Below are 17,627 nucleotides of genomic sequence, written 5' to 3'. Positions count from 1 at the left end.
TTATCTTTTCAGGTTAACCAGCACGTCCATCAATTCGGAGCCGGTCTGGAAGACCTTCGAATTGGCGGTGTAGCTGCGCTGAGCTTCGATCATGTCGGTCAGCTCTTGCGCGATATCCGCATTGGATTCTTCAAGAGCCCCTGCCGAAACCTTGCCCATGCCTCCGTTTTCAGGGAAGCCGAGCTGGATATTGCCGGATTCTGCACTTGGCGAGAACACGTTGCCGCTGATTACCGACATGCGGTCCGGGCTTGCCACAGTTCCCAGCGGAATACGGTAAAGCAGCTTCTGCGAGCCGTTTTCATAAAGAGCAACGACCGAACCGTCTTTACCGATATCAACGCCCTTGATCGACGAAGGGGCCTGACCGTTGATAACAGCTTCAGTGATCGTATAGTCTTTTGCCAGCTGCTTGGACGAACCGAGATTAAGGTCCAGCGCCTGACCATTATAGGCTGTCAGATCGACAGCAACATCACCGCCAGAAAGCAGCTTCCCGTTTGTGCCATCGAAGTTCAGCGTTGTTGCGCCGACTTCAACACCATCTGCGGCGTTCTTAATCGAAACATCCCAGGTATTGTCAGCGGTCTTGGTAAAATAGACGTCCAGCGTGATCTTGCCGCCGAGATTGTCGTAAGCGATCAGCGATGTCTTGTGATTGAATTCGCCGGCAGCAGGAACCGAATCCGTCGAAGGCAGGTTGACGGTGAAATTGCCGGACGTGCTAGGTGTTGCAACAAGATCGGACTGCTTGACGTTCACACGTTCCAGACCGTCAAAGCTGTTGGCGACCGTGTTAACATTGCCGTTAGCATCCGCTGGATAACCCATCAGGTAATAACCAGCCGTATTGACGAGATTGCCGAACTGGTCCGGCACAAACGAACCTGCGCGCGTGAGATAAGGTGTGCCATCAGCATTGCTGACGACGAAATAGCCATTGCCGTCGATTGCAAGGTCGGTCGCGGAAGCTGTTGAGCGAATGCCGCCCTGATCCGAAATGCCGTAGCGGATATTGGTCGCGACACTACCGGAGTTATACTGGCCTGCGGTGCTTGGCAGAACGAGCGATGAGAACTGCGCATCGGCGCGCTTATAGCCGACCGTGCTTGCATTCGCGATGTTATCTGCGACTGCCGACAAGCGGTTAGCCTGCGCGTTCATACCTGAAACGCCGGTCCGCATCATACCGTAGAGGCTCATTGGCAACTCCTGAGAATTTGAGAATCCGCAGATAAGCTATCGGGCCACGCTTGCGTGAAACTGTAGCCTTAAGATTTTTTACGCTTTTACTGAGGACACAATCAGTTTCAGGGGTTGCCTGGACAAGACTACCTTTAAAAACCGCGAATTACTGGATTTGAGCTTTTGAAAGCTCGATAGAAAGGACACGAATCTCAATCGATGTTGATTGAGTATCCAAGAAAACGTTTTGAATCAACAGGATCAAAACCAAGCTTTTCACGCAATTTTTTGCGGAGCTTGCTAATATGGCTTTCGACCACATTCTCTTCGACTTCACTGTCGAAAATGCCGTAAATCGCGCTGAAAATCTGCGCCTTATTCAGGCGGCGACCACGGTTTGCGATTAGATATTCAAGGATCCGGCGCTCGCGACGCGGCAGCGGGAAATCCACACCATTTATCTGTGGATCACGGCCATCGGAGAAAACGCGGATCGGTCCAAGCTCGGTTCCATCATTGCCTGATGCAGCCGAAGCACCTGTGCGGCGGCGAATTGCGTTGATGCGGGCGAGGATTTCGCGGACGTGAACTGGCTTGCGGACGACATCATCAACTCCGGATTGAAAAAGCTCCAGAGTGTGCTCCAGTGACGGGCGGTCGTTTACGGCAATAACTGGCGCCTTGCAGCGTTCACGAATACGCGCTGGCAGACCGTTCTGAGCCTCGCACTCGCCAATCAGGAAGGCTTCTACAGCCATAATATCCTGATGGGGGACGCTTTCGACCCATTCATTGAAATCGGATGGTGTGAACCCGGTTGTCGTGATGCCTTCTCGGCTGAACCAAGAGGAGTACCCCTCAGTCACAATATTCCGCTCATCTACGACTACGATCATCGGCCCGCCTTCCGAATCAATATGTTAACCCAAGCAAGACAGAAGTAACTGGCAGGAGGAGTCAGCGGCAATTACACAAAGTTGCCCGCAATAAATTGGGAGGCTTTTTAGTATTATCTAATTTAAGAGGAATCGCCATGATTGCATCGGCCTGGCACTCTTGGTCTGAAAATCTTAACAAGTCGTTAACGCGCTCACGAAGTTTAACGATTCTTTACAAGGACTTAAAAATTTACTCTCTAAAATACATTATCTAGCTATATGCAATTACAGGTTGAACTCCTAAAAACTGCGTGTATATGGCATCGCTCTACAACCCGCAATTTTGCGGGATTCCCGATCAACCTGCGCAGAAGTTTTTTGCCTGAGGCGTCCAATTTCCGAAGCCAGTTGCGATCATATTTGTCATCACCCGACACACATATCGCTTCTGTGCAGGATCGTTATTTGGACCTGCGTGATAACGCGCGACTGCCATTGTCCAGTTGCCTTCGCGCTCACGCAGACGCTTTAGGAAGCGCGCAGCATAATCAACATTGAGGCTTGGTTGCAGCATCGCGCCGACAGACGGAAATTCGCTGGAATGATAATAGTGGTTGATCTGCATACAGCCCAGATCAATCAGTTTTGCACCTTCGGCGTGTACTTGGGTGAAACGTCTTAAAGCGGCTGCTTGAGATGGGAAAAACTCTGCCTTTCCTTCAATGTTCATCGCATAGGGCTGAAGCGAGTTTTTGCGCCCGGTTTCGGTCAGACCAACAGCATAAAGAATACCGAGTGGCACATCATAGCGGGCGGACGCTCGATGCATTTCCCGTTCGCAAATATTCTCTGCTTTAGCGCCTGCTAAACTAAACGACAAGGCCGCGATTCCGGCCGCCAGAAAGACCAGAAATTTCGCGCTCATTGGCTTCAGTCGATGTGCGAGCGCGTGCATTATTGCTGTCTGCCTGGCCAGATTCGCCATTCTGCCTGCCCTCACCACCCATAAATTGCGCCTGAGACTGCGCCTGCGCATTTCCCCGGCCATCCGAGCCATTTTGCATGTCAAAAGTCTGCTGGCCTTGCTGTTGAGAGCTGGCCTGCTGTTGCCCAGCACTATGGCTTGCGGAGCTGTGCTGAACTGCACTGACTGCTCCGCGTTCAGTCACCGTGACCGAAATTTTCGTGTCGTCCGTAATGCCTGCAACTTTCAAAGCTTTTTCGATCATTGAGCGATCGGCAGCCAGCGCCTCGGCAGCATGAGCTTTGTCAGCCACCAGATGCACTTCCACGCTGTCGGCAACCAGACGAATACGAGCAGTCACTGCGCCAAGCTCCACCGGATCAAGCCTGATCTGCAAAGTTTTCACAGTACCAAAGCTGCGTTCAGAGAGGACTTGGATATCCGCGATACGTGCAGCAGCAGTTGGCGCTGCTGGTGCAGGCGCTTTTACATCGGCAACAGGTGCAGACTTTCCGGCTTGCTGCTGCGGCTGAACATTTGGACGATCAGCTTCTGCGGCATTGCTGGATTGAGGTGTAAGCTCAGGCTTGGGCGATGCAGAAGATCCGTCTGTGGCGCTGTCAGTCTGCTGATCTTTCGTTGCAGCAGGTGGAGTGTGGCTGGCCAAATTCTCAGGCTTTGCGGCACCCTTGGAATCTGCTGTTGCTTGCGTCTGCTTGTTTGCCTGAACGTTTTCCTTCTGATCCTTCTTTGGCTCTGCATCAGGCATAGGCAGGTCAGCGGCAACGGCAGTCGTCAGCGCGGGATCTGCAGCTTCAGCAGCATCGGCCAGCGCCGATACATTCATCGACTGCTTGGTGGCATTATCGCGCGCAGCAAGCTGATCCTCATCTTTTGGGTTATTGAACCCTGCAGCAAGTGCAAGCAGGTTCTGCGACACACCATAGACCGAAGATTGAGCAGGCGTATCGCGATCAGCTTTGTCGCTATCTTCCGACTGCGTCTCATCCTTCTGCTCGCCTTCAAGCGATAGCTTGTTTTGAGACTTTTCCAGCAATGCGCCAAACAATTTTGCCGGTTCAGACTGTTCCTGATTTTCGCCATTGGCTTTTGCCACAGCGCCCTGTTGGGCGCCTGTACCTTTGGCAAGTGAAGCCAGTCTTCCAGCAGTGGTGAGCAAAAGATCTACGCTCATTGAATAGTCTTTCCTAGCAAGGCATCAATTTCCGCAAGCTTGCGCCGCGCATCATCCATGGTCTTCTGCACATCATCTTCCGGCTTTGCAGGCTGGGATGGCTTCCAACCGGCAGCAGGCGAAGGGGTCTCCGGGGCCTTGGGCACGACGGGCGCCTCATCACCGTCAGCAATCGGCATTGCCGGAATGTCAGTTTCGCTTCTGACAGGCTTTGTTGCGCCCTCAACGGGAGGCTTGCGCGTCACCACAGAGCCAACCGCTTCTGCCGCCTGCAGAAGCTGCCTGTCGCGTTCCTGCAAACGATCGGGCGAAATCTGAGACAATTCACGCAATGCATCTTTGGCGGAATCCGAAGCAACATCACTTGCCGCGGCATAAAGATTGGCTCTGCTTGGGTCGGCTTTCAGATGATCGGCAAGCTTTCTTGCCTCGGCCGACATGAAGCGCGCGCGCTCCGTCTGCCCATCCACCAGAGCGCCGCGCGCAATCTGCAGATAAAGCGAATATTGCATGACCGGATCAGCTGTACCGATCAGCTTGACCAGTTCGGCATTGCCGATGCGATCATTGAGTTTCAACGCTGCATCCACAAATTGCTTCATGAAATCGCGCATATAGGGCGAACGAGGGAAGCGCTGAAGGTAATTGCGCGATAGCATCCTGATCTTGTCTGCGTCACCGAGCTTGGCGGCAATCGGCATCGAACGACGAATAGCCGCTTCTTCAAAAAGCGTACCCGGACTATCGAGCCGCACCTGATCAAGTCGCAGAAGTGCCGTTGCCGGATCAAAAGCCGTCATCTGGCTGGCCGTTACCAGCACGATGGAAGAGCGCAGCTCGGCTGGCAGCTGTGATGAGAGCGGCACTGAGAACAGCTTTACCACCTCAATATTCTGACCCGATGCATAGGCAAGCGCGCCTTTGACGAGTTCTTGCGGAACAGTCTCGCCATCAAAACCAGCAAGCACCTTTCGCACGGCATCAGGATTGCCGCCGTTAAACAGATAGATGATTGCCGCATAAATATTCTCAGGCTTGTCCCAGAATTCCTTTGGAGCGCGCTCCATATCAGCGCTCACAAAAATCAGCAGCCTGTTGAGCATCACAACGGCTTCAGGCTTCCCGGAAACCAGCTGATCCTGCAACATGCGCAGTGAGCGGACGAGCTTATAAGGCTCAAGCACCGGCAAGCTGCGTGGCTCTTCTGCTGCTTGTGTCTGCCCATAGGAAACCGCTCCTCCGCTTGCCAGCGGAAGGCTTGCAACAAGTGCCAGCAGGGAGCGCTTTACCAGTTTCTTCATGGGTTGGACTTGAGGAAGATATCGATGCGACGATTTTCGGCGGCATTTGGATCGGCGGCGTTCTTTGGCTGGCGGTCGGCATAGCCTTCAACCCGCAGGACACGCTTTTCATCCAGCCCGCCACGCACCAGCATGTAATAGGCCATCTGCGCACGAGCCGAAGACAAGCGCCAATTGTCATAGGTCGCACTCTTGAAAGGTCGGGCGTCAGTGTGACCGCTGATGACAACCTCCCCCGGCTGACGCGCGATAACCTGCGCAATGCGTTCAAGCATTTGCACGACACGCGCATCCGGCTTGGCGGAGCCAATCGTGAACATGCCGAAATCGACTTTATCAGTCAGCTGGATCATGACACCGCCATCGACCGGGACGACTGTCACATCCGGCATAGGCTCAGCCTTTGCCGCCTTGCTGCCATCGGTCGATGCGTCTCCGTCTGCTGCCTTCTTCAAATCAGAAATCAGCTTTTCCTGGTTCTCTGCTGGCTTTTCAGCTTCTTCGGGCTTTGCCTCGGTTTTTGCTTCCGCTGTTTGCTGTGGCGGCGTTGCAGGGGCAGCTTCCGGCGGCGTCAGCTCTTCCGCAGCCTTGCTCGACCAGTAGTCAGGGCTGAACGGATCGCGATAGGCATCGCCGCCATCAGCGCCTGTCTGCGTGCCAGCCTGTGCGCTGCCGCCATCGCCCTTCGTGGATTGGTTCTGCAGAACGCCCGTTTCATGCGCAAGTTCGGATAAGACCGCATATGGCTCGCGGAACATGCGGCTTTCTTCCTGCTCGATCGGCGGGGAAGCAGCGCTATCGTTGATAACCTTGGTGCTGTTTTCAATCTGTTTGTCGCTCTCAAAGCGAACTTTGCCGTTCTGTTCGTCAATGTCCTGCACGCCCTTTGGGCTTGAATGACGATCCATCAGCTTAACGGGATTGAAGTAGCTGGCGACAGCCGCTTTGCTTTCTTCGTTGGCCGCATTGATGAGCCACATGACGAGGAAGAACGCCATCATCGCAGTCATGAAGTCAGCGTAAGCGATCTTCCAGACGCCGCCATGATGACCGTCATGATCATCGTGCTTGCCACGGCGGACAATAATGATTTCGCGCTTGGTTTCCGGATCGATGCTCATCTGGCAGCAGCCCTTAGTTCTTCCAGAACTGGCGCGACGCGTGTTTCAAGCGCACGATCACCAAAGGAAAATGAGAGTTCGCTGGACGCGTTCTCAGTAAAACGGCATCCAGGCGGCAGAAGGTCGGCATGGTCCTTGAGCGGCTCAAGCAGATGCGCTGGACCGAAGATTTCAGGTGCTTCGCCTTCCAGAGCCAGCTTGCTGATCCGCTGTGCGAAACCCGCAATCGCGTCCTGTTCGATTTTGGCTGCCAGCAACGGTGCGAGAACCTCGGCAATCTGCGCGGACATGGATTGTTCAAGCCCGCTCACAGCTTCCGTCAAAGCACCAGCCAGGAGATTGGCCTGCTCACGAGAGAAACTCGCACGCAATGCTTCGATGTCCGCTTCATGCTCACGCAGCAGTCTGGCCTTCTCGGCCTCATAAAGAGCTTCTGCTTCCTTGTGACCGTCTTCGCGACCGGCCTCAAATGAAGCCCGCTTTTCCTCTTCAATGGCGATGATGCTTGCAACTTCCGCCTGCTCTGCAAATGGAGGCTTCTCCGAAACCTCAGCCATTTGCGGATCGGTGTGCGGCAAGAGCTCCGACAAAGGCTGCGGCTGTGCGGGGGCCGCAATGATTTCTACCGCTTCGTCGGCGATACGATGCGTCGAGAAATCAGGAAGGTAGCGGCTGAGTGCGAGCGTGCTCATAATCAGGCAGCCTCAAGCTCCGGCATTACAGATCGCTGGTTTGATGCTGCTTCCTGCTTGATGGTGGTTTCGTGGATCCACTGCTTGAGAACTGCGGCAACGCGCTCTTCATCCATCTCGATCATCTGTTCGAGGCGCAATTTGGCAGGCATGCGCATACGCTGACGCAAATCGCTGAGGCTGGTCTTCATCTGATCGGCATAGGCTTCTGGTCCACCGATCACTGCCTTGGCGCCCTCACCAGCAATGGCCTGCTGTGTATCACCAACAAAGTTTGGCACAGCGACATCACCCGGTTCACGCAGCGCAACTTCTGTTCCGGATGGCTTCGCGTTCTGATCGCGGAGCAAAGGACGGACACCAAACCAGATCAGGAGCGCAACAGCGGCAAGAATTGCCAGTGCATTGACGTAGGAACCGCTCTGACGCATCAGCTGCTCGGACCACGGCGTCGAAACAGGCTCCATATCTGCGCCCGCAGGGCTGAGGAAATTGACAGCCGTTACATTGATCACATCACCACGATCGGCATTGAGGCCGGCGGCGGTTGCAACGAGGTCGCGGATTTTCAGGATCTGCTGATCGACAAAATCGGCAGGCGGCGGCGTGGTGCCAGCCGTTTCAAGCAGACGCGCCTGATCGATGACGACCGCAATCGACAGACGCTTAACGGTGTAGCCATCGCTAACTGTGGACACCGTCTTGGTGTTCATTTCGTAATTGGTCAGTTCTTCGCGACGATCAGTCTTTTCAGACGAGCTTTCGCCGTTGCGGTTCTGAATTTCTTCCTGCGGAATGTTCTGCTCAACGCCGGTGGCATTGTCGTTACGTGCGTTGCGGGAGTCTCCGCTTTCACGCACAACACGAACAGAACGTTCAACGCGCGATTCAGGATCGAATTGCGTTTCATTGGTCTGACGGCGGTCGGTATCAAGCGTTGCCTGAACACTGCTCTGGAAGTGACCAACACCGAGATATGGAGCAAGAGCCTTGCGGATGCTCTCATCCACATTGCCAGCAACCTGCTGTTCAAGCGACGCGGTCAGAAGAGCAGCACCATTCGCAGCCTCTCCCGCAGATGCGAGCAGACGACCATTGGTATCGAGAACCGTAACGGACGAAGCATCCAGCGATGGCACAGCGGCAGCAACCAGCTGGCGGATCGACTGCGCGGATTCAGCGGCAAAACCGCCTTCAGCGCGGATCACAACCGAGGCAGACGGCTTTTGATCACCGCGACGGAACGAGCCTTTTTCGGCCATGACGATGTGAACGCGCGCAGCTTTTACGCCACGAATGGCCTGAATGGTACGCGCGATCTCGCCTTCAAGTGCGCGAACATGCGTGATTTCCTGCATGAACGATGTCAGGCCAAGCGAGCCCATATTGTCGAAAAGCTCGTAACCGGCGTTGTTGGACGTCGGCAGACCTTTTTCAGCCAGATACATACGCGCCTGTTCGGCCTTGCCGACAGGAACAAGGATCGATGAACCGTCGGACTTCACGTCGAAAGCAATGCCAGCTTCACCGAGCGCCAGACCCATACGGTTCACGTCATCGCGCGAAAGGCCGACATAAAGCGTCTCATAGGAGGGGCGGCTCAGATAGACGCTCGTATAAAGAATAGCGCCCATCAGTGCAGCTCCGACAAGTCCGAGCGCTATAAGTTTTCGCGCGCCAAGCTTGCCGAGCGTTCCCTTAAGCTGTTCGAGTAATTGCTGGAAATTCTGCTGCATCGATACCACCGCCATCCTGATGCGAACAAAATAGATCGCGAAGCTTGCGCGAAAGTGTCGGCTTGAATGAGGAGGCGATTTTTTAGAAAAGAAGAAGGGCGCGGAATAAATTCCACGCCCCTCAAAGTATCAACTGTATCAGCTAAGTGATTAGCCGCGGAACAGCGACAGGATCGACTGGCTCGACGAGTTAGCGATCGAGAGAGCCTGAACGCCCAGCTGCTGCTGAACCTGCAGAGCCGACAGACGAGCCGATTCCTTGTTCATGTCGGCGTCAACGAGCGTACCAACGCCCTTTTCAACCGAGTCGCTGAGCTTGGAAATGAAGCTCTTCTGGGTGTCGATACGTGCCTTTGCAGCACCGAGCGAAGCTGCACCGGTGGTGAGCTTGTCCAGAGCGGTTTCAACCGATTCCAGAGCAGTCTTGATTGCAGCGTCGTCAAGCTTTGCAGTCGATGGATCGAAGAAAGCAGTAGCGACCAGATCACCAGCGATACCGCCGGTGCCTGCAGCGTCAGCAAAAACCTGTACGTCAGCAGCAGCAACGTCAACGGTGTCGATCGTTACAGTGGTGCCGGTACGGTTGTACGATGCAACAACCTTAAGGTCCGAAGTTGCAGCTGCGTCGTTCACGAGCAGGTTCGAACCAGCGTAGTTCGCGTTGCTGGCAGACGACTTGATCTGCGACTGGATTGCTTTGAGTTCGGTCGCGACCTTCTTCTGGTCTTCCTGGCTGGCGCCCTGAGCGCTAACCAGAAGCGACTTCATCTTGTCAACCTGGTCCTTGATGTCGTTGATTGCAGTGTATGCAGTGTCAACCTTGCCGGCGCCGAGACCAAGAGCGTCCTGAACAGCCGAGTTGGCCTTGTTGTCGGACTTCATCGAGGTTGCGATCGACCAGTAAGATGCATTGTCAGCAGCTTCACCGATGCGCAGGCCGGTCGAAATACGGTTCTGCGTGGTTTCCAGCGACTTGTTGGTCGAGGAAAGGGTCTGAAGAGCGGTAAGAGCTGAAGAGTTGGTAAGAATGCTAGACATTGAATTGCCCCTTGGGAAAACAAACTGAGGGACAGGCCGGATTGAATATTACCGGCATAGGAGAGCGGCATCATGCCTGTCACCACGAAACGCGTGGGACCTACTATGGATGCTAGCACTATAACCCAATTGTTAAGAATATATTAATATAATGCGATCGTTTTTAACGAACGGTATTTTCTGGGGTGATACCTAGTCAGAATGTGTAGAGCGGTTCCAGTTTACATTGAAACGTTGGAACCGCTCTAACCCCTTTTTTGCGCATTATCCCACGCAAAACCGCTTCGCACTTTTGCTGGAAATGCTTAGCAAGCAATTGATTTCGCACCACCCGACTTAGGAGAATGATCGTATCAGGCTTCCAACCAGAATATTCCAGCCATCGATAAGCACGAAGAAGAGTATCTTGAACGGCAGCGATATCACCGTCGGCGGCAACATCATCATACCCATCGACATGGTCAGTGTTGCGACCACGAGGTCGATCACCAGAAACGGCAGAACGATCAGGAAGCCGATTTCGAAACCACGACGCAATTCCGAAATCATGAAGGCCGGAACCAGCACACGGAAATCAACAATGCCGTCTTCACCCGTGCGGAATGCCGGATCTGCTAGATCTTCAAACAGGCGCAAATCCTTGTCGCGCACTTCGCGCATCATAAATTCGCGAAACGGGTTCGAAATTTCGCGAAATGCCACGTCCTGCGTGATCTCGTTGCGCATCAGAGGCTGCACGCCATTGTTCCAGGCACGATCAAACACTGGTGCCATGACATAAAAGGTCATGAACAAAGCCAGCGAGATCATCACCATGCTTGCAGGAGCCGTCTGAAGCCCAAGCCCCGAACGCAAAAGCGAGAACGCAATGGCAAAACGCGTGAAGCTTGTGACCATGATCAGCAAGCCGGGCGCCACCGACAGAACCGTCAGAAGGCCAAACAGCTGAACGATCTGTCCGCTGGCTGCACCACTTCCGGCTGGAAGAAGATTATCCAGCGACAAGGCTTGTGCATGGGCAGCAGAAATAAAGGCCAGCGTCAGCAAGCCACTCAGGGCGAAAATTTTCTTCATTCTACTACCAGCGTCGAAATGAAAACGCGGTCGACCGCGCCTTCCGAACGCATCCGCGCCCGCTCTTCAAGATCGGCACGCAAATAGGCCAAACCAGCGGCCCCCTGCAACTGCATGAGATTGACGCTCCGCAGGAAGCTCATGAAATCATCGCCCACACTTGCTGCAACTGCAGGCGGAATTTCACGACCCGGCTTCGCAACAAGCGCCGCCTCAAGTCGGACCCATGTGGTCTGCGGAATGCCAAGATTGGTCACAATCGGCTGCAGGGGAATGATTGTTCCAATAGAACGCGATTCAAAATCACCCTGTTTCGGCTTGTCTTCCTTCGTCGTCGATTTAACTGCGGCTTGCTGGTCAGCGGAGATAACGCCACCCAGATACCATCCGCCACCGCCAGCGATTGCGGTCAGAACTGCAACAGCGCCCAACAGACCCGCGATAGAGCCTTTTGCCTTGCCGTCCTTATCGATTGCCGTATCGCTCATACCTGCTCAACTTCAGAACGGAGAAATCTGATCGAGAATCTGCTGGCCGTAAGGCGGCTGCTGAATTTCGCTCAGGCGACCGCGTCCACCGTAAGAAATACGCGCCTCGGCAATCTTGTCGTAGGAAATGGTGTTGTTGCCTGAAATATCGCGCGGACGCACAACACCGACAACGTTGAGCACGCGCAACTCGTTGTTAACGCGCACTTCCTGCGAACCACGAATAATCATGTTACCGTTCGGCAGAGTATCGGTGACGATGGCGGCGACCTGAAGACGGATATCTTCGCTGCGCTCAATCGTGCCTTTGCCCTTGGAGGAGCTGTTGGATCGCGTATTGACCGACGCATCCATGGTACCACCCGCTCCTGCACCCGAAAGGCTGCTCGTGTCGAACGAAGCGCCGCCGCCGTAAAGACCTTTCGACACACGCTCGCGATCCGTCTTGTTATCCATGTTCGCCCGATCATTGATCGAGATGATAACCGTCAGCACATCGCCCGGCTCGGCGGCGCGTGGGTCTTTGAAGAAGTTCGTCGAACGCTGATCCCAAAGCGAATAGGATGCCTTGCTTGGGCGGACAGGATAGCCGCTATATTGCGGATTGTTCTGGACACCGAGATTGGCCGCCACCGGCGAAAGGTCCGGCGCACGGCCGATCTCTTCCGGCCGTGTGGCACAGCCTGCCAAAAGGACCAAGGTTGCTGCTGCAAAGAGCGCTTTGTTCATGCTTTTCGTCATTGCACCGAATTCCCGGTTTCCGCCTGCGCGCGCTGTTCCCTGGTGGGCGGCGGCGTTGCGGTCGTGCGCTGCGAGCCAACAATGACCCGTGCGAGCTTGGCTGCCTTTTCAGGCGGCATTTCATTGAGGATGATGCTCGAAACACGCGGATTGAGCTTGAGTATCAAAGCCGCTGCCGCTTCATCGCCGATCAGCGACATCTGCGCTGCAGCCGCATCAGGCTTCATCTTGGAGATGATATCGACAAGAGAATCCTGTGCCTTGTTCACGAACTCGTCGCGACGCTTCAGCCACATCTCATATTCTTTGCGCTTGGCTTCCAGCGCGCGCATACGCTCTTCAACGTCAGCCTTGAGTTCGGCAAGCTGCTTGGCCTGCAGCGAATAGCGGGCATCAGCGGCCTGATCGTCGATATTGCCGCAGAATTTGCGAATTTCATCAAGGTTGCCTATGGGCGCAGAAGCCGCCAACTGCTGAGCAGCGGTTGATGGGGCGGGCGTTTCGGCCTGCTGCGGTGCCGGAACAGGTGGAAGCGGCTGCTGTGCGAAAGCCGGACAACCTGCACCGAAAAGCACGGCAAGAACTGAACCAAAGCGAATGACATTTCTAGCCATAATCATTGCACCACCAGTTCTGCATGAAGGGCACCGGAAGTCTTGATAGCTTGCAGAATGGCAATGATGCCATTTGGCTTAACGCCGATCTGGTTCAGACCTTTGACAAGGTTCTCAAGATTGGCTCCCGTCAGGATACCGATCTTGGAGTCACCCTGATTGACCGCAATATCAGTATTCGGCTCGACCTCAGTTTCGCCGTAGCTGAATGGATCGGGCTGAACGACCATCGGTGTTTCCGTCACGCGCACGGTCAGGCTGCCATGGCTGATCGCCACTTTTGAAATGCGTACTTTCTCACCAATGACGACCGTGCCAGTGCGTTCGTCCACGACGACGCGTGCAACTTCATCCGTGGTGATTGGCAGACCTTCCAGCTCAGCCAAAAAGCGAGCGGCAGGTACGTTCTTCGGGCGCTGAAGCCGGATGGTCTTGGCATCGCGTGCAATCGCCACGCCGCGGCCATAACGGCGCTTGGCAAAAACGTTGATCGTATCGGCGGCACGTACAGCAGTGGTGAAATCAGGATCGCGCAGTTCGACGACCATTTCACTGTCCTTGCCGAAATTGCCCGCAACTTCGCGTTCAACCAGCGCACCGTTCGGAATACGGCCCGACGTCGGCACACCCTGCGTTATGCTTGCAGCATCGCCTTCAGCCGAAAAACCGGAGACGATCATGTTACCCTGCGCGACCGCATAAACCTGATTATCTGCACCCATCAGTGGTGTCATCACCAGCGTACCGCCTTGCAACGATGTTGCATCGCCCAGCGAAGACACGGTCACGTCAATACGGGAGCCGGTGCCGGCAAAGGCAGGCAGATTGGCGGTTACGATAACAGCTGCGGTGTTCTTGGAACGGGTCGAATTGCGCGGTGCGCTGATACCCAGATTATCCAGCATGGCGCGCATGGATTGTTCGGTGAAAGGTGAATTGCGCAGACTGTCGCCGCTGCCTTTCAGGCCAATAACAAGACCATAACCCACGAGCTGATTTTCACGCACGCCCTGAATGGTCGCAATGTCTTTCAGGCGCGCAACAGCACTGCCCCTGCCCAGTTCGGCATAAGTCATTTTCGACGGATCGCCACCTGAACCAAGCCAGTCTGCGTCGGCTTCCACGGCCGATGCAAACTCGCGCGCGTTCTTGGAAGATTCATCCGCAAAGCCAGCAACAGGCTGCAGTGCAATAGCCAGAAGGGCAATCAGGGCTGCGCGTGCTTTTCTCACTGCATCCCCACCTGAATACGGCCATCGGCAAGCACTGTGCCTGATACGATGATCCCACTGTCGATATTACGGATCTTGATAAAGTCGCCAGCAGCACCCGATTCAAGCGGTGTGCCCATAGCGGTGATGACAAGCGTACCTGACGTGAATACCAGCGGAGCTGGAACACCACGCTTGACCAGCGATGGTTCCCCAAGGGCAGATACGAGGATCGGCTTGCCCGGAAGCAGCGTTTTGCGGGCAACCTTGCCTGTCGCCTGATCCTGCGACAGCACATACTGGCTTGCAGCCGGTGCGCTGATGAAGAATTGCTTTTCCAGAAGTGCGGTATCGCTCACGATCTGACCGGGATAGACGGTTGCCGAAGGCACGACAAAAGCGATGCGGTCGGCAGCGCTTACGCCTGTGGTCGCAGACCCCATTACTGCGGACAGCAGAAGGCCGGCAGTAACTGCCAGCCTTGTTTTCCGGGAAATTGCCTTCGCATAACTCATCGCCACCACCGTTGGAGCACATCCCGAAAAGTGGGAACCGGTTTTCGAACCAAGATGTGCGTAGAAACAAAAAGAGAGCATTTCTAATGCTTTAGCGCAGATTCTTCGATACAGTCGCGGCCATTTCGTCAGCCGCCTGAATGACCTTGGAGTTCATTTCATAGGCACGCTGTGCTGTAATCAGATCAGTGATTTCCTTAACCGGATCGACGTTCGATGCTTCGAGATAACCCTGCTTGATCGCGCCATAGCCAGGATCACCCGGGACGCCGACCAACGGGCCGCCAGAAGCTTCCGTTTCGCGGTAGAGATTGCCGCCCAGTGGCTCCAGACCCGCTTCGTTGGTGAAGTTGGCAAGTGTCAGCTGACCGAGATCGACCTGATTGACCTGATCCTGCAGCTTGGCAAAGACCTGACCGGTCTCTGTGACCGTGACCTCAATGGCGTCAGGTGGAATGGTGATCGCAGGTTCGACCGGATTTCCATCGAGCGTTACCAGCTGGCCGTCGGCATTCTTGTTGAATGCGCCAGCGCGCGTGTAAAGCGTTTCGCCCGTTGGGCTCTGGATCTGGAACCAGCCGCGACCCGTCAGCGCCACGTCATAGGGATTGCCGGTTTGATTGAAGCTGCCCTGAATATGCAGATTGCGCACAGCCGCTGTCTGAACACCAAGCCCGACCAGCGCGCCTTCGGGAACGATTGCCTGATTGGCCTGATTTGGCACACCAGCGGTCCGTTCCGATTGATAGAGAAGATCGGAAAACTCGGCGCGGGCACGCTTGAAGCCTGTCGTATTGATATTGGCGATGTTGTTGGCAATCACTTCCAGATTGAGCTGCTGGGCGTTCATACCGGTTGCGGCAATCGTCAGGGCTTTCATAGCAGGTCCTTATTCAGTGAGAGCACTCAGACCGGCATACGGCTGATTTCGAGATAGGCCTGCACGATCTTGTCGCGGATCGCGATTGCCGTCTGAAGCGACTGCTCGGCCTCCATGACGGAACTGACCACATCACGCAGCGGTGCATCGCCTTTGATGCCCTGGATCGAGTTGGCTTCCGCTGCCTGCAGCTTCTGACCAACGGAATCTGTCATCTGCGACAGCACTTCCCCGAAGGACGCGCCGGGCGTCGTTGGAATAGCCTGCGGAGCCGAGGTCGAGCCGACGCTCTTTTCAGCAACCGTTTCAGAAAGACGCGACAGGGCGTTGCGCGCCGAAACACTCATGATTGAGTCGTACATTATGTGCTCCTCAGGAGATCGATGGTCATTGAAATCAGCTCGCGGGCCTGTTTGACGACCTGCAAATTGGCTTCGTAAGAACGGTTGGCTTCACGCATGTCCGCCATTTCGACGACCATGTTGACGTTTGGATATTTCACATAGCCACGCGCATCCGCTGCTGGATGGCTTGGGTCATATTGTTCGATAAAGGCCGAGGTATCCTTGCCGACTTCAGCAACTCGGACTTCGGCAGCGCCCGTGCCCTGCTCGACTTCCGTGCGGAAGGATACAGTCTTGCGGCGGTAAGGATCGGCATCGGCAGTCTTGGCAGTCGCCTGCGCATTGGCGAGGTTTTCAGAAACGATGCGCAAACGGGTCGACTGAGCCGAAAGCCCCGACGCTGCAATCTTGAGGGTATTTTGCAAGGCATCCGACATGGCTTACCCTTTCGCCACAGACAGCATCATGCGGTGAAAAGCTTTGACGATGCTGGTGTTGAGCGAATATTCACGCGAAATCTCGCCCGCCTTCATCATTTCCCGCTCGACATCGACCGTATTGCCCGAATGGGTCTGCTCGGTGATATCCTCCGGGCGCAGCCGGGCGCCTGCGATGCCATTCGCCTCGACTTCCAGATGCTGCGGACTTGTTGCAGCCATGGTGAGCTGGGTCTTGTCCAGCACATCAGCGAAGGGCTGAACGTCGCGCGCCCGGAAATCTGGCGTATTCGCATTGGCGACATTGCCCGCAACCGTGGCCTGTCGTACCGACAACCACTGCGCCTGCCTTGCAGCCAGATCGAAAAGATGAATGGAGCTCATTGAGTATCCCGCCTTTATAGTTCGTTAACTTAAAGGTCGGAACTTGCGTCAAGCTTGCGTGGAGCAAGGTTTGGCAAGGGCAGAGCATTCCAAGATGCGGATAACGCTCATAAAATATATTTAAATCAGATACTTATATTAGCAGTGGTTTTGATTCTGAAAAATGAACCAAACTGTTTGCAAGCCGGACTGACGCAAGCTTCATAAAGACCAGCTCATGGCCTCATCTGCGCATTTCAATCACATCGCCGGATGATGTCGTCAGCTTCCACGTACCGGCCTGATTGCCGCGACCGATAGAAACCAGATGGCTGCCGTCGGGCAGGAGCGACCCCTTTTCGACGAACCAATAGCCCGACGTATCTTCGATCATCGCCATACCGCCGACCACTTCGCGCAATGCGAATACCGGCTTCGGCAATGCCTGCCCCTCGCCGCCTTCACCACCATTACCCGCGCCTGTTCCCGGCAAGCCTTTGCCGTTCGACATGACCGAACCAGTCGTGGTGGTGTCGATATCCTCACTCGGGGCGACCTGATCATTCGGGCGGAAAGACGGAAAATGACGCACGGTCTTCTGCTCGGAGCGGTCAAGCGGATCAACAATCTTGCTGTCGGCCTTCTTATCCGGGCTCAGATCGACACGTTGCAAATAGGTAACGAAGGGAAGCATCGCGCAGCCGACAGCAAGTGTGATTGCTGCAATCTTGAGATAGCGGTCAACCTGACTTTGCGGCTTTTTGGTTTCGCTCACAGTCGCGGCTTCCACCTCTGCTGCCAGATCAGCGAGAATGGTCTCTTCCATGGTTTTGCGCGAACCCGTCTTCAT

The 17,627-nt window shown here is 54.9% G+C and carries 20 protein-coding genes; all 20 read right to left on the bottom strand.

The window, feature by feature from the left end; genetic code table 11:
• The 20 genes from ABWV94_RS10180 to ABWV94_RS10085 all read right to left on the bottom strand — a co-directional run bounded on the left by ABWV94_RS10180 (nucleotide 1) and on the right by ABWV94_RS10085 (nucleotide 17,627).
• A complete protein-coding gene (locus ABWV94_RS10180; RefSeq protein ID WP_007877027.1) occupies nucleotides 1-1,203 on the bottom strand; it encodes a flagellar hook protein FlgE in 1,203 nt (400 codons plus the stop codon).
• Nucleotides 1,204-1,397: 194 nt separating this feature from the next.
• Nucleotides 1,398-2,081 (bottom strand): flagellar transcriptional regulator FtcR, encoded by a 684-nt coding sequence (gene ftcR, locus ABWV94_RS10175; protein ID WP_007877029.1) that lies wholly within the window; start codon nucleotides 2,079-2,081, stop codon nucleotides 1,398-1,400.
• A gap of 340 nt (nucleotides 2,082-2,421) precedes the next feature.
• On the bottom strand, nucleotides 2,422-2,892 hold the full coding sequence (locus ABWV94_RS10170) for a transglycosylase SLT domain-containing protein (RefSeq protein WP_007877033.1): 471 nt from the start codon (nucleotides 2,890-2,892) through the stop codon (nucleotides 2,422-2,424).
• Nucleotides 2,893-2,932: 40 nt separating this feature from the next.
• Nucleotides 2,933-4,222, bottom strand: coding sequence for a flagellar hook-length control protein FliK (gene fliK / locus ABWV94_RS10165; protein ID WP_353413500.1), 1,290 nt, complete (start codon nucleotides 4,220-4,222; stop codon nucleotides 2,933-2,935).
• Entirely contained in the window at nucleotides 4,219-5,523 is a 1,305-nt protein-coding gene (locus tag ABWV94_RS10160) for a chemotaxis protein (protein WP_007877035.1), read from the bottom strand. The genes fliK and ABWV94_RS10160 overlap by 4 nt, the downstream gene beginning before the upstream one ends.
• Nucleotides 5,520-6,644, bottom strand: coding sequence for a flagellar motor protein MotB (locus ABWV94_RS10155; protein ID WP_064321436.1), 1,125 nt, complete (start codon nucleotides 6,642-6,644; stop codon nucleotides 5,520-5,522). Before ABWV94_RS10155 ends, ABWV94_RS10160 begins: the two co-directional genes overlap by 4 nt.
• Nucleotides 6,641-7,336 carry a hypothetical protein gene (locus tag ABWV94_RS10150; RefSeq protein ID WP_353413498.1) on the bottom strand — a complete coding sequence of 232 codons (696 nt, stop codon included), beginning with the start codon at nucleotides 7,334-7,336 and terminating at the stop codon, nucleotides 6,641-6,643. The genes ABWV94_RS10155 and ABWV94_RS10150 overlap by 4 nt, the downstream gene beginning before the upstream one ends.
• A 2-nt stretch (nucleotides 7,337-7,338) precedes the next feature.
• Complete coding sequence (gene fliF / locus ABWV94_RS10145) at nucleotides 7,339-9,087, bottom strand: flagellar basal-body MS-ring/collar protein FliF (RefSeq protein WP_353413496.1); 1,749 nt, start codon at nucleotides 9,085-9,087, stop codon at nucleotides 7,339-7,341.
• Nucleotides 9,088-9,222: 135 nt separating this feature from the next.
• On the bottom strand, nucleotides 9,223-10,110 hold the full coding sequence (locus ABWV94_RS10140; protein WP_007877048.1) for a flagellin N-terminal helical domain-containing protein: 888 nt from the start codon (nucleotides 10,108-10,110) through the stop codon (nucleotides 9,223-9,225).
• A 336-nt stretch (nucleotides 10,111-10,446) separates the two neighbouring features.
• The gene (fliP, locus tag ABWV94_RS10135) at nucleotides 10,447-11,184 is read right to left on the bottom strand and encodes a flagellar type III secretion system pore protein FliP (protein ID WP_007877050.1); all 738 of its coding nucleotides are present in this window, start codon (nucleotides 11,182-11,184) and stop codon (nucleotides 10,447-10,449) included.
• A complete protein-coding gene (locus ABWV94_RS10130) occupies nucleotides 11,181-11,672 on the bottom strand; it encodes a flagellar basal body-associated FliL family protein (protein ID WP_007877052.1) in 492 nt (163 codons plus the stop codon). Before ABWV94_RS10130 ends, fliP begins: the two co-directional genes overlap by 4 nt.
• 12 nt (nucleotides 11,673-11,684) lie before the next feature.
• Nucleotides 11,685-12,413, bottom strand: a complete 729-nt coding sequence (gene flgH, locus ABWV94_RS10125) for a flagellar basal body L-ring protein FlgH (RefSeq protein WP_064321432.1) — start codon at nucleotides 12,411-12,413, stop codon at nucleotides 11,685-11,687.
• Nucleotides 12,410-13,033 carry a MotE family protein gene (locus ABWV94_RS10120; RefSeq protein ID WP_353413494.1) on the bottom strand — a complete coding sequence of 208 codons (624 nt, stop codon included), beginning with the start codon at nucleotides 13,031-13,033 and terminating at the stop codon, nucleotides 12,410-12,412. Before ABWV94_RS10120 ends, flgH begins: the two co-directional genes overlap by 4 nt.
• Complete coding sequence (locus ABWV94_RS10115; RefSeq protein WP_353413553.1) at nucleotides 13,030-14,304, bottom strand: flagellar basal body P-ring protein FlgI; 1,275 nt, start codon at nucleotides 14,302-14,304, stop codon at nucleotides 13,030-13,032. Before ABWV94_RS10115 ends, ABWV94_RS10120 begins: the two co-directional genes overlap by 4 nt.
• A complete protein-coding gene (gene flgA / locus ABWV94_RS10110; RefSeq protein ID WP_007877057.1) occupies nucleotides 14,256-14,753 on the bottom strand; it encodes a flagellar basal body P-ring formation chaperone FlgA in 498 nt (165 codons plus the stop codon). The genes ABWV94_RS10115 and flgA overlap by 49 nt, the downstream gene beginning before the upstream one ends.
• A 91-nt stretch (nucleotides 14,754-14,844) precedes the next feature.
• Entirely contained in the window at nucleotides 14,845-15,633 is a 789-nt protein-coding gene (gene flgG / locus ABWV94_RS10105) for a flagellar basal-body rod protein FlgG (RefSeq protein ID WP_007877058.1), read from the bottom strand.
• 26 nt (nucleotides 15,634-15,659) lie between these two features.
• A complete protein-coding gene (fliE, locus tag ABWV94_RS10100) occupies nucleotides 15,660-15,995 on the bottom strand; it encodes a flagellar hook-basal body complex protein FliE (RefSeq protein WP_007877059.1) in 336 nt (111 codons plus the stop codon).
• A complete protein-coding gene (gene flgC / locus ABWV94_RS10095) occupies nucleotides 15,995-16,414 on the bottom strand; it encodes a flagellar basal body rod protein FlgC (RefSeq protein WP_007877060.1) in 420 nt (139 codons plus the stop codon). The genes fliE and flgC overlap by 1 nt, the downstream gene beginning before the upstream one ends.
• A gap of 3 nt (nucleotides 16,415-16,417) precedes the next feature.
• Entirely contained in the window at nucleotides 16,418-16,798 is a 381-nt protein-coding gene (flgB, locus tag ABWV94_RS10090; protein ID WP_007877061.1) for a flagellar basal body rod protein FlgB, read from the bottom strand.
• 223 nt (nucleotides 16,799-17,021) lie between these two features.
• Nucleotides 17,022-17,627, bottom strand: coding sequence for a hypothetical protein (locus tag ABWV94_RS10085; protein ID WP_353413551.1), 606 nt, complete (start codon nucleotides 17,625-17,627; stop codon nucleotides 17,022-17,024).

The sequence above is a fragment of the Brucella sp. NBRC 12953 genome, from assembly GCF_040369775.1.
Taxonomy (GTDB): Bacteria; Pseudomonadota; Alphaproteobacteria; order Rhizobiales; family Rhizobiaceae; genus Brucella; species Brucella pseudogrignonensis.
Note: the sequence above shows the minus strand (reverse complement) of the source record. Positions and strands in the feature narration are given on the sequence as shown.

What these genes read in the sequence shown, in the direction of transcription:
- ABWV94_RS10180 (WP_007877027.1), bottom strand. Translation starts at nt 1,203, where the DNA reads ATGAGCCTCTACGGTATGATGCGGACCGGCGTTTCAGGTATGAACGCG.
- ftcR (WP_007877029.1), bottom strand. Translation starts at nt 2,081, where the DNA reads ATGATCGTAGTCGTAGATGAGCGGAATATTGTGACTGAGGGGTACTCC.
- ABWV94_RS10170 (WP_007877033.1), bottom strand. Translation starts at nt 2,892, where the DNA reads ATGCATCGAGCGTCCGCCCGCTATGATGTGCCACTCGGTATTCTTTAT.
- fliK (WP_353413500.1), bottom strand. Translation starts at nt 4,222, where the DNA reads ATGAGCGTAGATCTTTTGCTCACCACTGCTGGAAGACTGGCTTCACTT.
- ABWV94_RS10160 (WP_007877035.1), bottom strand. Translation starts at nt 5,523, where the DNA reads ATGAAGAAACTGGTAAAGCGCTCCCTGCTGGCACTTGTTGCAAGCCTT.
- ABWV94_RS10155 (WP_064321436.1), bottom strand. Translation starts at nt 6,644, where the DNA reads ATGAGCATCGATCCGGAAACCAAGCGCGAAATCATTATTGTCCGCCGT.
- ABWV94_RS10150 (WP_353413498.1), bottom strand. Translation starts at nt 7,336, where the DNA reads ATGAGCACGCTCGCACTCAGCCGCTACCTTCCTGATTTCTCGACGCAT.
- fliF (WP_353413496.1), bottom strand. Translation starts at nt 9,087, where the DNA reads ATGGCGGTGGTATCGATGCAGCAGAATTTCCAGCAATTACTCGAACAG.
- ABWV94_RS10140 (WP_007877048.1), bottom strand. Translation starts at nt 10,110, where the DNA reads ATGTCTAGCATTCTTACCAACTCTTCAGCTCTTACCGCTCTTCAGACC.
- fliP (WP_007877050.1), bottom strand. Translation starts at nt 11,184, where the DNA reads ATGAAGAAAATTTTCGCCCTGAGTGGCTTGCTGACGCTGGCCTTTATT.
- ABWV94_RS10130 (WP_007877052.1), bottom strand. Translation starts at nt 11,672, where the DNA reads ATGAGCGATACGGCAATCGATAAGGACGGCAAGGCAAAAGGCTCTATC.
- flgH (WP_064321432.1), bottom strand. Translation starts at nt 12,413, where the DNA reads ATGACGAAAAGCATGAACAAAGCGCTCTTTGCAGCAGCAACCTTGGTC.
- ABWV94_RS10120 (WP_353413494.1), bottom strand. Translation starts at nt 13,033, where the DNA reads ATGATTATGGCTAGAAATGTCATTCGCTTTGGTTCAGTTCTTGCCGTG.
- flgA (WP_007877057.1), bottom strand. Translation starts at nt 14,753, where the DNA reads ATGAGTTATGCGAAGGCAATTTCCCGGAAAACAAGGCTGGCAGTTACT.
- flgG (WP_007877058.1), bottom strand. Translation starts at nt 15,633, where the DNA reads ATGAAAGCCCTGACGATTGCCGCAACCGGTATGAACGCCCAGCAGCTC.
- fliE (WP_007877059.1), bottom strand. Translation starts at nt 15,995, where the DNA reads ATGTACGACTCAATCATGAGTGTTTCGGCGCGCAACGCCCTGTCGCGT.
- flgC (WP_007877060.1), bottom strand. Translation starts at nt 16,414, where the DNA reads ATGTCGGATGCCTTGCAAAATACCCTCAAGATTGCAGCGTCGGGGCTT.
- flgB (WP_007877061.1), bottom strand. Translation starts at nt 16,798, where the DNA reads ATGAGCTCCATTCATCTTTTCGATCTGGCTGCAAGGCAGGCGCAGTGG.
- ABWV94_RS10085 (WP_353413551.1), bottom strand. Translation starts at nt 17,627, where the DNA reads ATGAAGACGGGTTCGCGCAAAACCATGGAAGAGACCATTCTCGCTGAT.